The sequence below is a fragment of the Flavimobilis marinus genome, from assembly GCF_900113055.1.
GTDB classification, from domain to species: Bacteria; Actinomycetota; Actinomycetes; order Actinomycetales; family Cellulomonadaceae; genus Flavimobilis; species Flavimobilis marinus.
Map to the genome: position 1 here is coordinate 680573 of NZ_FONZ01000002.1, position 14403 is coordinate 694975.

At 69.1% G+C, this 14403-nt stretch carries 6 protein-coding genes and 2 pseudogenes; 5 read left to right on the forward strand and 3 right to left on the reverse strand.

Annotated elements, in window-relative coordinates:
- Positions 1-73: 73 nt before the first annotated feature.
- The 4 genes from BMZ30_RS08145 to BMZ30_RS08160 are packed head-to-tail and all read left to right on the forward strand — an operon-like array spanning position 74 to position 10172.
- Positions 74-2782 (forward strand): helicase-related protein, encoded by a 2709-nt coding sequence (locus BMZ30_RS08145; RefSeq protein ID WP_229828506.1) that lies wholly within the window; start codon positions 74-76, stop codon positions 2780-2782.
- Complete coding sequence (locus BMZ30_RS08150) at positions 2782-6762, forward strand: Eco57I restriction-modification methylase domain-containing protein (protein ID WP_093377464.1); 3981 nt, start codon at positions 2782-2784, stop codon at positions 6760-6762. Before BMZ30_RS08145 ends, BMZ30_RS08150 begins: the two co-directional genes overlap by 1 nt.
- Positions 6763-6774: 12 nt before the next feature.
- A complete protein-coding gene (locus BMZ30_RS08155) occupies positions 6775-8952 on the forward strand; it encodes an AAA family ATPase (RefSeq protein WP_093377050.1) in 2178 nt (725 codons plus the stop codon).
- Positions 8949-10172: an McrC family protein gene (locus tag BMZ30_RS08160; RefSeq protein ID WP_093377052.1), complete on the forward strand. Its 1224-nt coding sequence runs from the start codon at positions 8949-8951 to the stop codon at positions 10170-10172. Before BMZ30_RS08155 ends, BMZ30_RS08160 begins: the two co-directional genes overlap by 4 nt.
- A 68-nt stretch (positions 10173-10240) precedes the next feature.
- Here BMZ30_RS08160 and BMZ30_RS14015 read toward each other — a convergent pair whose 3' ends face one another.
- The 3 genes and pseudogenes from BMZ30_RS14015 to BMZ30_RS14025 all read right to left on the reverse strand — a co-directional run.
- Entirely contained in the window at positions 10241-10717 is a 477-nt protein-coding gene (locus BMZ30_RS14015) for a DUF559 domain-containing protein (protein ID WP_425307152.1), read from the reverse strand.
- Positions 10691-11308 (reverse strand): annotated as a pseudogene (locus BMZ30_RS14020) (AAA domain-containing protein); the annotation flags it as partial. The pseudogene BMZ30_RS14020 and the gene BMZ30_RS14015, both read right to left, overlap by 27 nt.
- 9 nt (positions 11309-11317) lie before the next feature.
- Positions 11318-13498, reverse strand: a pseudogene (locus BMZ30_RS14025) (AAA domain-containing protein); the annotation flags it as partial.
- Here BMZ30_RS14025 and BMZ30_RS08170 point away from each other — a divergent pair.
- Positions 13497-14351: a CBS domain-containing protein gene (locus BMZ30_RS08170; RefSeq protein ID WP_093377058.1), complete on the forward strand. Its 855-nt coding sequence runs from the start codon at positions 13497-13499 to the stop codon at positions 14349-14351. The pseudogene BMZ30_RS14025 and the gene BMZ30_RS08170 sit on opposite strands and share 2 nt — an antisense overlap.
- Positions 14352-14403 lie beyond the last annotated feature (52 nt).

Consider the following 14403-nt stretch of genomic DNA (forward strand, 5'->3'; position numbering starts at 1 on the left):
GGTCCTCCCGGACAGCTCACAGGACTTCCTTCTCCTGCGCCCCCTCGGCGGTGGCCAAGACGACGTTGCGGGTGTGCACACGGCGCTCGAGCGTGTCGAGGACGCCACGTACCCACTGCCGAGCCCGGACGACCTGGGCGACGCGACCAGCGCAGGCCTGCTGCGAACCGCTCTGCAGCTCGGCTTCCGGTCTTCGGCCGGTCCGTTCCGCTCGCTCGCGGGCATCGCGGTGGAGCCCCGCGCCTATCAGCTTGTGCCGCTGCTGATGGCGCTGCGGCAGGAGACGGTGCGCCTGCTGGTAGCGGACGACGTCGGGATCGGCAAGACCGTGGAGGCGGGGCTGATCGCCGCCGAGCTGCTCGCCCAGGGGTCGGCCAAGCGGCTCGCGGTGCTGTGCAGCCCGGCGCTCGCGGAGCAGTGGCAGGCGGAGCTGGCGTCGAAGTTTCACATCCAGGCCGAGCTCGTCCTCACCTCGACGGTCCGCCGCCTGGAGCGGGACCTCATGATGAACGAGTCGCTCTTCGACCGGTACCCGCACGTGGTCGTCTCGACGGACTTCATCAAGTCCGACCGGCACCGCGCGGAGTTCCTCAACCACTGTCCCGACCTGGTGATCGTCGACGAGGCGCACACGGCCGTCGCGGACGACAGCGCGGCGGGTGGGCGGCAGCGGCACCGCCGTCACGAGCTGCTGACGGACCTCGCGCGCGACCCGCGACGTCATCTCGTCCTGGTGACCGCGACGCCGCACTCGGGCAAGGAGGACGGCTTCCGCAACCTCCTCGGCCTGCTGGATCCGGAGCTGGCGACGCTCGACCTCGACCGCACGCAGGGGCGCGAGCGGCTCGCGCGGCACCTTGTGCAGCGCCGTCGCGGCGACATCCGCCGCTACCTCGACGAGGACACGCAGTTCCCGTCGGACCGCGAGCTGCGCGAGGTCGCCTACGCGCTGAAGCCTGAGTACCGGGCGCTGTTTACCAAGGTGCTCGACTACGCCCGCGAGCAGGTGCGCAGTGCCGACGACGGGTCGGTGCACCAGCGCGTGCGGTGGTGGTCGGTGCTCGCCCTGCTGCGCACGCTGGCATCGTCTCCGGCAGCGGCAGCCGCGACGTTGCGGATGCGCGCCGCAGCGGCTGAGGCGGCGGACCTGGCGGAAGCCGACGCCCTGGGGCGCGCGAGCGTCCTCGACACCGCTGACGACGAGGCCGTCGAAGCCGTCGACGTCACTCCGGGCGCGCTGACCCAGGACGCCGAGGGCACCACGCCGTCGGAGCGCTCGCGGCTGCGCGCGCTGGCGCAGAGCGCGGAGGCGCTGGAGGGCCCGGCGACGGACGCGAAGCTGGCGACGCTGGTCAAGGAGGTCAAGGCCCTCCTGGCCGACGGGTTCGACCCGATCGTCTTCTGCCGGTTCATAGACACGGCGGAGTACGTCGGCCGGCACCTGGCGGACGCGCTGAAGAAGACCGCGGAGATCGCCGTGGTCACGGGCACGCTGCCGCCGGCGGAACGGCAGGAGCGGATCCGTGCGCTGACGTCGACGGACGCCCGGCACGTCCTGGTCGCGACGGACTGCCTGTCCGAGGGCGTCAACCTCCAGGACGCGTTCCAGGCGGTCGTGCACTACGACCTGGCGTGGAACCCGACCCGGCACGAGCAGCGTGAGGGACGCGTCGACAGGTTCGGCCAGACGGCGCCGACCGTGCGTGCGGTGACGATCTACGGCAAGGACAACAGCATCGACGGCCTGGTGCTCGACGTGCTGATCCGCCGGCACCAGGCGATCAGCAAGGCCACGGGCGTCACCGTGCCGGTGCCGAGCCAGTCCGACTCGCTGCTGGAGGCTCTCCTCGAAGGTCTCGTGCTGCGCGGGGTGAACCACGAGCAGCTGGAGCTCGACCTGGGCCTGGCCGATGCCGATCGCCGGCTGGAGCAGGAGTGGCGCTCGGCTGCGGAGACCGAGAAGGCATCACGCACGAAATACGCGCAGGGCACCATCCACCCCGACGCGGTCGCGCAGGAGGTCGCCGAGGTGCGTGCCGCGCTCGGCGCGCACGGGCAGATCGAGCCGTTCGTCGAGGAGTCGCTGCGTGCGCTCGGCGCCTCGGTGACCCCGACGGATGTGGGGTTCGATGCGATCACGGACACGCTGGCCCCCGGCCTGCGGGACGCGTTGCCGCCGGGTGCGACGTCACCGCTGCGCTTCCACAGGCAGATGCCCGCACCCCGGCGCGACGCGCTACTGGTGCGGACGGATCCGAGTGTCGAGGCGGTGGCGCGCTACGTGCTCGACACCGCGCTCGACGCGCAAGCGACGGCCCGTCGCGCGCCTGCGCGCCGCGCGGGCGTCGTCCGGACGACGCACGTGGCGTCGCGCACGACCGCGCTGCTGCTGCGCTACCGCTTCCACCTCGACCTCCCGTCGGCTGACGGGCCGCGCACGCTGATCGCGGAGGACTGCGAGGTCGTCGCATTCCGCGGCCAACCGGAGGACCCCGAGGTGCTGGGTGAGCCGGAGATCGCCGCGCTGCTGGCGGCGCCCGCGGAGGCGAACGTCCCCGGCGACCAGGCGCGCGATCTCATCACGGCTGCTCTCGACCGCGTCGGGACCTGGGGGCCCGTCCTCGACGCCCGTTCCCAGGAGCGCGCGGAGCGTCTGCTCGAGAGCCACCGTCGCGTCCGCGCGGGCGCGGGAGCCGCCCGGCAAGGTCTGCGCGTCAGGGCCCAGACGCCGGTGGACGTGCTCGGTGTGTACCTGTACCTGCCTGTCGTCGGAGGCCGATGATGTCGAGGGACCTGACCGCGGTGCGCTCCGTCGGGGCGCTGCTCCCGTCCGACCTGCTCTCGCGGGTCGCGGCGGGCGACCCCGACCTGGGCGGGTTCTCCGGTCGTCACTACCACCTGGCGGCGGGAGAGTCGCCCCGTGAGGCGGCGAACCGCGCGTGGGCGTACCTCGCGGGGGTGTGGCCGTCGTTCCAGGACGCGCTGGCGCGACTGCCGGAGGGTGACGCGGCCGTCGGCCTCACGCGGGAGCGGTGGCTCCAGGTGCTCTTCCGCGAGTTGGGCTACGGGCGCCTGCAGACGACACCCGCCGGCGGCATCTCCGCCGCGGGCAAGGCATTCCCGGTGTCGCACGCGTGGGGCTCGGTCCCGATCCACCTGCTGGGCTGGGGAGTCGATCTCGACAAGCGCACCAAGGGCGTGCCCGGTGCGGCCGAGCGGGCGCCGCACGCGATGGTCCAGGAGCTGCTGAACCGCTCGGACGACCACCTGTGGTCGGTGGTCTCGAACGGTCGGGTGCTGCGGCTGCTGCGCGACTCGACGTCGCTGTCTACGCAGTCGTACGTGGAGTTCGACCTCGAGGCGATCTTCACCGGCGAGCTGTTCGCAGACTTCGTCGTGCTGTTCCTGCTGCTGCACCAGTCGCGCGTCGAGGTGCAGAGCGAGGGTGCTGCGCCGAGCGACTGCTGGCTGGAGAAGTGGCGGTCGACGGCGATCGCGTCGGGTGCACGTGCGCTGTCACTGCTGTCGGACGGGGTGCAGCGCGCGATCGCCGACCTGGGAACGGGGTTCCTGCGCGCACCGCAGAACACCGCGCTGCGGGCGCGGCTCGACGACGAGTCGCTGCACCACGCGGACTACCACCAGGCGCTGCTGCGGCTGGTGTACCGGCTGCTGTTCCTGTTCGTCGCGGAGGACCGGCAGGCGCTCCACCCCGCCGACGCCGACCCGGCGGCCCGCACGCGCTACATCGAGTACTTCTCGACCACGCGGCTGCGGCGGCTCGCGCTGCGCCGGCGCGGCACGCGGCACGGCGACCTGTGGCAGGCGCAGCGGCTCGTGCTGCAGCGCCTGGGCCAGGACGGCGGCTGCCCGGAGCTTGCGCTGCCCGGGCTAGGCGGCATCTTCGACGACGACGGCACCGAGCTCTTCACGGACGCCGAGCTGCCGAACGACGCGCTGCTCTCCGCCGTGCGGCACCTGTCGACGGTGCGGCCCAAGGGTCAACCGCTTCGGAAGGTCGACTACAAGAACCTCGGCGCGGAGGAGCTCGGCTCGATCTACGAGTCGCTGCTCGAGCTCGTCCCCCGGTACCAGTGCACCGAGCTGACATTCTCTCTGGAGAACCTCGCCGGCAACGACCGCAAGACCACCGGCTCGTACTACACGCCGTCCTCGCTCATCGACCTCGTGCTCGACGAGACCCTCACGCCCCTGCTGGACGAGGCGGAGAAGAAGCCCGACCCCGAGGCCGCGCTGCTCGCAATGAGCGTGTGCGACCCGGCGTGCGGGTCCGGGCACTTCCTGGTCGCGGCGGCACGCCGCATCGCCGAACGCCTCGCCATTGTCCGCTCCGGGGAGATCGACCCGACGCCGACGCACCTGCAGGACGCCCTCTACGACGTGGTCGGCTCGTGCATCTACGGCGTCGACCTCAACCCGCTGGCCGCCGAGCTCGCGAAGGTCTCGTTGTGGCTGGAGTCCATGCGCCCCGGGCGTCCCTTGTCGTTCCTCGACGCCCACATCAAGGTCGGCAACGCCCTGCTCGGCACGACGCCCGCGCTGCTCGCCGACGGGATCCCCGACGACGCGTACGTGGCCCTGGCCGGGGACGACAAGCCGTTCACCGCCGGGCTCAAGAAGCGCAACAAGGCAGAGCGGAATTCCACTGGCGACGGCTCACTCTTCGACCAGCGGGAAGTCGGGACGAGCACGATCGACCTACGCGGCCGACTCTCGCAGGCGATCGCCCCCGCGGTGGGCGCACCGCGTTTACGGGAGGTCCACGCCGCGCAGCGCGCCTACAGCCAGTTCCAGACGTCGCCCGAGCTGGCACGCGAGCGCCTGCACGCCGACACCTGGTGCGCGGCCTTCGTGCAGGCCAAGAGGCCGGGCGCGACGGCGATCACCAGCGCGACATTGGACGCCGTGCGCGACGGCACCACGCCCGACGATGTCGTGCGCACCGTCCAGCGGCTCACCGCGCAGTTCCGGTTCTTCCACTGGCACCTCGAGTTCCCGGACGTGTTCGACACGTCCACACCGGTTGGTGAGCACGGGTGGGCGGGCGGGTTCACCGCCATCGTAGGCAACCCGCCGTGGGAGCGCATCAAGCTCCAGGAGCAGGAGTTCTTCGCGCAGCGCGACGCAGCGATCGCCAGTGCGGCGAACTCGGCCGCGCGGAAGAAGCTCATCGCGGCGCTGACGACCGACAACCCCGGTCTTGCTGACGGGTGGGCCGCCGCGAGCCGGGCGGCGGAGGGCGCGAGCCACTACCTGCGCAAGTCAGGCCGGTACCCGTTGTGCGGCGTCGGCGACGTCAACACCTACAGCGTCTTCGCCGAGCTGTTCCGGTCGTCGATCGCCCACCACGGGCGCATGGGCATCATCACTCCGACCGGGCTCGCCACGGACGCGACGACCGCCGCCTTCTTCGCCGACACCGTGTCGTCCGGACGACTCGCGGCGTTCTACGACTTCGAGAACGAGGCGAAGATCTTCGAAGGTGTGCACAATCAGTTCCGGTTCGCGGCAACGACCATCACCGGCGGAGCCCCGTGCGATGCGGTCAACCTCGCGTTCTACACGCGCTACGTCTCGGACGCCCAGGCGAGGCGGTTCTCCGTCACCGCCGATGAGATCCTTGCGCTCAACCCCAACACAGGGACGCTGCCGATCTTCCGCACGCGGCGTGACGCCGAGATCACGTTGGGCATCTACCGCCGCCATCCCGTCCTGGTCAACGACGCCTCGGGCAGCAATCCATGGGGGCTGCGGTTCGCGACGTTGTTTCACATGTCGAACGACTCGGGCTCGTTCGAGACGGCCGACGACCTGCGCGCTCGCGGCGCCGAATTCGACGGCTGGGCCTGGACGCTCGGCACGCAACGGTGGATGCCGCTGTACGAGGCCAAGATGCTCTCGCACTACGACCACCGCTACTCGACTTACGCCAACGCCACCCAGGCGCAGCTCAACAAGGGCACCCTCCCCCGCCTGACCGACGCCCAGCACGACGACCCGCACGTCGAGCCCCTCGCCCGCTACTGGGTCGCCGAGAAGGACGTCGAGACCGCCATCGCCGACCGCTGGGACCGCGACTGGTTCCTCGGCTGGCGCGACATCACGAATGCCAGCAACGAGCGCACCTTCGTATCGAGTGTCTCCCCTCGCAGTGCGGCAGGCGATTCGTTGCTGATCATGCTTCCTGGCCGCGAGCACCCCGTAGCCTGCTTGCACACTGCAATATCGAGCTTTGTCTGTGATTACGTAGCACGACAGAAGCTGAGCGGAACCCATATGAAGTACTTCGTGACCAAGCAGGTGGCAGTGCCACCACCACGCGATTTTGATATTGATCTTGCGGGCGTCACTCAGGATCCCCTTTCAGGATGGATTACGCCGCGCGTACTCGAACTTGCGTACACCTCGCACCGACTGTCTTCGTACGCGATCGAGCTCACAGGACAGACCCAAGTCACCGCTCCCTTCCACTGGGATACGAATCGCCGTGCGCAATTGCGCGCGGAACTCGATGCCGCGATGTTCCTCCTCTATGGCCTGGCCCGGGAGGAGGTCGACCACGTGATGGACTCGTTCTTCGTCGTCCGCAAGTACGACGAGCGCGACCACGGCGAGTTCCGCACCAAGCGCCTGATCCTCGAGGCCTACGACGCGATGACCGCCGCTGCGCAGGCGGGCACCGTCTACGTCAGCCCGCTCGACCCACCGCCGGGTCACGGCCCGCGCCACGTCCAACGATAGGGGTCTGTTGTCATGCCCGACTCGAACGCCCGCCAGTCCATCCGCCGCCCCCTCCTACTCGGGACTGCCCTGCGCATCCTGCGCGACAGCACCGACCCGGTGCCTTCAGCCGAGGTGGTGCGGCGCATCGCGGACGACATGGCGCTCACCGAGCACGAGCTGAGCCGGAACAAGACGGGGATCCCCCGGTACGAGACCGGCGTCCGGTTCGAGGTCAGCCATGCGCGTCAGATCGGCTGGTTGACACCGGGAGGCAGTGGGTGGGCCCTCACCGATGCTGGCCGAGCGGCGCTGGCGGGAGCAGAGTCGGATGACGCCCTCCTGGCCACGCTGAATCGCGAGAGGCGCACGCTGCTGGCCTCGCAGGCGCAGCCGCGGGCGGGAAGTGCTGACACGCCCGCCTCACGGCTGGGGCCGCTGCGCCCCGCTCTCGACCAGCTCGGCCCCGGCCAGTGGACCTCCTTCCAGGACCTCGCCCAACTCACCGGCCTGCCCTACCAGGACGTCGCCGGTCGCCTGATGTCGAGCACCCACCCGGCCACCCACCGTGTGCTCACCCTCGAGGGCACTGTGTCGGAGGACTTCCGTTGGCCGGACCCCGCGCGGACGGACGATGCCGTCAACGTGCTCCATGAGGAAGGCGTCGAGTTCGACGCCCACGGCAGGGCGAACCAAGCTGCGCGCGTCACGTCCTACGACCTGCGCGAGCTGCTGGCGGAGACCACGTCGTCGAGCACCCGCCGTGCGTGGCTCGTCCGCGGGAACAACGTCAACGGCAAGAACCTCGTGCCGACGTGGCTCGGCCGCGGGTCGGTGTCGGTCGCGGCGAGTCAGATCCGCTCGCTCGACCTGCCACTGACCCGCGCCGAGATCGTCGGGGTCGTCGAGGAGGACTACGCCCAGAAGTCCTACAACACCCGCAACGAGAAGGTTACCGAGCTCGACCTGTTCATCAACCGCATCCAGGTGGGCGACCTGGTGCTCGTCAACGACGGCGGCAGCTTCTACCTGGGTGACATTACCGGCGAGGTCACGTCGGTGCGCTCGTCGGACGACCGTTCCAACCTGCGCCGCGACGTCACCTGGCGCAATGCCGAGCGGCCCGTCGACCTCACCGACCTGCCGGCCGCCCTCAAGCCCAAGCTGTCGAGCCAGCACACGGTCATCGACCTCACGAGCGAGCTGGCGGCGCTGGCGGGCCTCGTCGCCACCGGCGTCGAGGAGGAGACCAAGGCGGCGAAGACGGCGCCGGCCGAGCTCGTGCTGCGACCCGCGACCGACGACCTCGCCGAGCGGCTGCTCGTCGACCGCGCGTGGGTGCAGTCGTGCATCGACCTGCTCCGCGACCGCCGCCAGATCGTCTTCTATGGCCCGCCGGGCACCGGCAAGACCTACCTCGCGCAGGAGATCGCCCACCACCTCACCGACGACTCCGCCGTCAAGCTCGTGCAGTTCCACCCCGCGTACTCCTACGAGGACTTCTTCGAGGGCTACCGCCCGGTCGCACCGAAGGACGGCTCAGCCACCGTCGGCTTTACGCTCACTCCCGGACCGTTCCGGCGGCTCGTCGACGCCGCGCGGGAGAACCCGTCGACGCCGTACGTGCTGATCGTCGACGAGATCAACCGCGCTAACCTCGCCAAGGTCTTCGGTGAACTGTATTTCCTGCTCGAGTACCGCGACCGGGCCATCGACCTGCTGTACAGCACGGGAGACGAAGCCGGCTTCACCATGCCGTCGAACGTCTTCATCATCGGCACGATGAACACCGCGGACCGGTCGATCGCCCTCGTCGACGCCGCGATGCGCCGCCGGTTCGCGTTCAAGGCGCTGCACCCAAGCGTCGAGCCCACGCGCAGCATGCTGCGCCGCTGGCTCGACCGGATGGGCCTCCCGGCCACCACCGCCGACGTGCTCGACCACCTCAACGCGCTGATCACGGACGAGGACTTCCGCATCGGCCCGTCGTACTTCATGCGTGACGACGTGCACCGCGACGGCGGTCTGGAGACGGCGTGGGAGACGGCAATCCTGCCGCTGCTGGAGGAGCATCACTTTGGCGAAGGCCTCGACGTCGCCGGTCGGTACTCGCTGCCGAAGATCACCGCCCGAGTCGCCCGCGCGGCCGGGCCCGCCGAGGTTCCCGAGCCGGAGCAGGCGGCGGACGAGGCTGCCGACCCGGTCCCGTGACCAGGCTCGAGCTGCGCGAGGGCGGCGACCCCGTCGAGGTACCACTCGACGAGAAGTCGGGCCTCGCGCTGCGCGCCAGCGGCCTCGTCACCGCGTCGCCTACCGTCGCCGCAGGATGGTGGACTGTCGGCCCTACGACCAAGGTCGGCGTCGCCCGGGTGGGCGACGTCGAGATCGTCGTGCGCCCCAAGGTCGACATCCGTCGCCTCATGTTCCTCGTCGGGTACGCACGCGATGGGTCGCTGTGGCGTGAGGAGGACGTCCAGCTCGACGAGCACACCGACCTGCTGACCGCGATCGCCTGGGCCTTCGCCCGCCAGGCCGAGCGTGCCACCGCCCGGGGCCTGCTGCAGGGCTATCGCGTCGAGGAGCGCTCGTCGCCCGTCCTGCGGGGCCGCATCCGCACCACCGACCAGTTGACGCGCCACCACGGCCTGCCACTGCCGCTGGAAATCCGATACGACGAGTTCGACGTGGACATTCCCGAGAACCAGATTCTGCGCGCGGCAACGCACCGCCTGCTCCGGCTGGAGCATCTCCCGCACGACGTTCGGCCACGGCTGCGCCGTCTCTCACGTTCACTGGCCGACGTCAGCCCGCTTCCCAGCGGCGGAGCCATTCCGCGCTGGTCGCGCTCGCGACTCAACACCCGTTACCACGTCGCGCTCGGGCTCGGTGAGCTCGTCCTGCGCGGCAGCTCCGTCGAGCAGGCCGCCGGTGCGGTGCGCATCGACGGCTTCATGCTCGACATGGCCAAGCTGTTCGAGGACTTCCTCACTGAGGCGCTCGGCGCGGTGCTCCGCGACCACGGTGGATCGTGTCGCGCGCAAGATCTGTGGCACCTGGACGAGGATTCAGCGATCAGGATGAAGCCCGACCTGGCTTGGTATAGCGGCGCGTCGACCCGTCCTGCAGCGGTCATCGACGCCAAGTACAAGGCTGAGAAGCCTAGCGGGTATCCAAACGCGGATCTCTACCAGATGCTTGCGTACTGCACGGTCAGCGGTCTCGCTCGCGGGCACCTCGTCTACGCCAGAGGGAACGAGCCAGCTGCCCGTCACCGGGTCGTCGGGGCGGGGATCGAGATCCATCAACACGCCCTCGACCTTGAAGTCGAACCCGCGGAACTCTTGCGTCAGGTCCGCGACCTGGCGGCGCGCATCGCGGTGCTCGCGGTGACCGATAGGAACGGGTCCGGAACATGGGTCGGTGGCGCCTGACCTGTGGTGCACCGACCCCGCCACCTGTTCACTCCGTTTGGCGGTTCAGCGTGTCGATCGGCTGAGCATCAGCATTCTTGTTCGCGCGTCGCCGCCAGCACCTCCGCGGCGACAGCTTCTGCTTCCGCGTGCGCGCGCCACGCTGGCACTCGGACCACGCGCCACCCAATCTGCTCCAGAACCGCATCCCGCAGGAGGTCCTGTCGCCTTTGACGACCTCTGGGGTCAGCATGACGAGTCCCATCGATCTCGACGTTGATTGGTCCTGCGCTGCCGTCGAGCGCGAAGTCGAGTTCGTACCCTTCGACAACCGGTTTGATGTCCGGCACGACGCCACGTCGACTCAGCGCGTCGAAGATCCGCCGCTCGGCTTCGGAGTGCAGTCCTCGACCACCGGACCAGTTCTCGCGAAGCTCGTGCACGGCAATTTCCGCGGCAGATGCGGAGCGCGCGGCCGCCACGAGCGCGTGCAGTGTCGGCACTGGTACGTCCGCGAGCGCTACGACATCGGATACGACGACCAGAGCCCGCTTGGCTCGGGACACGGCGACGTTCACAAGATTTCGCTGGTCCTCGACCCACCGCGCGGTTCTCGCCAAGGCATCTGCCGCCAGGACTGTCGAGAAGAGCATGACGTCCCGCTCCTCCCCCTGGAACGTGTGGGCGGTCCCGACCTTCACACGCCGGCGCACCCACGCCTCCTCCCCCAGCGCTGCCCGGAGCGATGCCTCGAGCAGTTGGCGCTGCTCACGGAACGGGGTGACGACACCGAGTGTCCCCTGCTCACTGGCATGGGCGGCCACCCAGGCTACGACCGCCTGCACTTCATCTGGGTTGGCGTTGCCGGTCATGCGACCACGGACGTCGATCAGGTGAAGACCGTGGACGGCGCCGTCGGGCCGATCAACACTGGTGAGAATCCGCAGCGCTCCCCCGTAGAACTGCTCGTTGAAGAAGCCAGCGATGGCTGGGTGGCAGCGATAGTGCTCATCGAGCAGGTGCACCTGTGGTGCGCGCGCCTCGTAGGCCGTGAACGCTGAGTCCGCCAATGCGGATGCCCGAGCGGCCCGGAACGCGTCTTCGCTCGCTCCAGCAACCCGTGCCACTCCGTCAATCGCGGGGCGGTTGAGGGTCACGATGGGAGTCAGCTGATTCGGGTCGCCGACGACGACGATCCTTCGTGCCCGGTAGGCCAGAGGCAGCACCTGCGCGATCGAGCACTGACTCGCCTCGTCGATCACCAGGAGGTCGAAGAGCCCCGCCTCCAGCGGAAAGGTCCCCCGCGCTGACAGCGCCGTGGTCGCCCACCCGTGCAGATGCGGGAGCACACGACGGAATGCGGCCGTGCGCTCACGTATCGCTCCGGTGCGGCTGCGCGCGAGCTGCTGCATGCCCACTCGTCCGTCGCGAAGAGCCACCTGAACGCTGTCACGCAGCGCGAGAAGCCCCGCGTCTGACCACCCACTGGCACTGGCCTCGAGCTCCGCCCGATCCACTCCGGCATCACGCGGCCCCAGGTTCTCAAGCACCCCAAGCAGCTCGTCGATGCGGCTTCGTGTCTTGAGCCACGCGAGCACGTCATCGACGCCGACCTGCGTCGTCGTCGGTCCGGCGATCCGAAGCAAGGCTCGAGCTCGCCCTCGACGGCGCCATCTGCTGCGTTCCAGCCTCCTGGCGGCGCGCAACGCCTTGTCGTGACGTGTTGCGTCCGGAGCGTGGGCCGGATCAGCCCAAAGCGCGGCAGCGAGATGCTCCACATCCAGCAGAAGTTGCGCGAGCTCACCCTCGGCAGCCGACCGCCGTTCGAGGCGGTCGAGGACAGCCCGCCACTGGGCCTCGGCGAGTTCGAGCCGTCGGTCGATCACCGCTCGCGACGGGCCGCCATGCTGCTCCCGTGCGGAGAGCGACTCCAGTTGTGCCATGAGTCGGGAGCGATGCTCGGCGCTGCCCGTCCGCAGAAGTAGCGCCGGGTCGATCGCAGCCACCTTGCCTACCGCGACGTCCACAGCGGTGTTGTTGGTGGATGCGACAAGAACGCTCCGCCCCCGAACCCACTGGTTGGCGACGATCGCTGCGACGAGCTGCGACTTGCCCGTCCCGGGTGGACCGGTGACGACCGTCAGCGGGCGATCGAGCGCAGCGGTCAACGCCTGCTCCTGCGAGTCATTGAGCTCGAGGCCACTGACCTGAACCGGCGTCGATCTCTCGGCCTCGTCTACACCGGCAGCGCCGCCCGGTGCTTCGACGAGCCAAGCTGCTGCTGTGCGGCGCCAGTCCGTGCGAGCGCGAAGGGTCCCGAGCTCGTCAACGAGGCCAGCGGTCATCTGCTGCGAGCCTGAGGCGCGGATCAAGACGGCGACGTCGTATGCGCCCGGCCGCGAGGGCCGAGCCAACCCCCTGTTGGAATCTTCGCGCGAGGCCTGCAACGGGTGCCCGAGCGCTGTGCACACATGGCCCACCACCTCCTCCATCGCCTGCACATCACCGAAAGGCAGGTCCGAGAACATGGCCTCCAGGTCTGCGCTGATGGCGGGGTCCACGCTCGGATGCGACAGCAGAGCGGGGTTCACGTAGGGCCGGTCGTCACGGGGCAGGATCGTCGGCGGGGCAGCAGCTGTACCGCCGTCCGCACGGACCAGCGCGATTCCGGTGACCAAGAGCGGCACCATCCCGAGCTGCCCGTTCGCGGCCGGAAGGATCAGCGCGGGCCAGCCGAGCAGCGTGACGCCGTCGGGCGGGGTCGCATTCAGGTGGCTGCACGTCCGTTCGCTTGGCAGGACCCCCTCGCAGGTCCCGATCACGACGTCTCGGTCGTCACCCGGCAAGGCGAGCCAGTCATCGCTTCCGATCGGAGCTGGGTCGTGCGCGGACGCGTGCAGCTGTGCGAGCCGGTGGTAGGCGACAAGCCGCTGCCAGGACTGCTCCCCGGGATCCGGTGCGGGATCGCGAGTCCACTGCGGCGGCACATGCGCGCAGTTCAACGGCGAGCGCTGGGTGTCTCTGGGCCGGGCCCGGGCTTGCTCCCCCGGGCACCTGATGCAGGCAACGTACTTCGTCGCCGGGTTGTATGTGGCGAGCTCCCCTACGGCCAGAGGCCCACGGCACCGTCGGCAGCGGCTCGGGTACTTGAGACGGATCTGACGTTCAGCCACCGGTAGGCCCCCTGTCACCAAGCGCTGAGAGCACCAGCCTTGTCGCCATGTCCTGTCATCGGCTCCTTCGCGCAGCTCCTTGAGGGGCAACGCTGAGCGCCTCACCGAGGCGGACACCTGCGCCTCTCGGCGCGCGCCGCGAACTTGGACTTCATGCCTTAGATTCTTCGCCATGAACCCCGCTCACGGCCTGCGCGACGTGCGCCTCGGAGAGATCAGTTCGGCGGTGCAGGTGCGTCACATCGAGACGCCGCTGTCCCGAGCCACGAGTTTTAACCTCGAGACTCCGATGATCAAGGCGACCTCGGTGATGTCGAGCCAGGGATTCGATGCGGCGCCCGTTCAACAAGGCGGGCGGGTTGTCGGCATCATCGACAACGCCGAAAACAAGCGAGGAGCCGTCGGCGATCACATTCGATCACTGTGGCCTGGACTCCTGGTAACAGCGAATACCCCTGTTTCCGTCTTGCTGGAGTTCCTCCAACACGAGCCCCTTCTCCTGGTCATGGAGCACCAGGAGGTCACGGGCCTCGTCACCCCGGCAGATCTCAACAGCGCTGCCGCCAGGTCGCACTTCTACCTTCAGTTCGCTGCTCTCGAGATCGCCCTGTCGAACTTGCTTCGCCAACTCCACCCGGATCAGCGCGCCCAGGATTCAGCGGTGTCCTGCCTCTCCCAGACGCGCCGTGACACCTACGAGAGGCTCAAACGTCAGCTCATTGCGAAGGACCAGTACCTGGACACGTTCGCGTGTCTGAGCGTCGACGACCTCGTACGGATCGCCGGCAACGATTCCGAGTTCCGCGAGGTCGCTCAGAACGCATACGGTGGCAGTTTCAGCAAGCACCTCGCAGGCAAACTGCAGGACGCACGGAACGATCTGATGCACGCGTCACGCACTCTGTCCGATGTTCCGGCGCTGATCAAGACGCGTGACCGAGTCCGCGCTCTCACTGAAGCCGCCGAGCAGCGCCTCGAAGCGCTGTCGTCCGTCGGGTTGCGATACGACGAGTCCCCCGTCGTCTAGCCACGATGATCGGCCGACGTGGTCAATCATCACGCGAAGGCCGACCGATGCT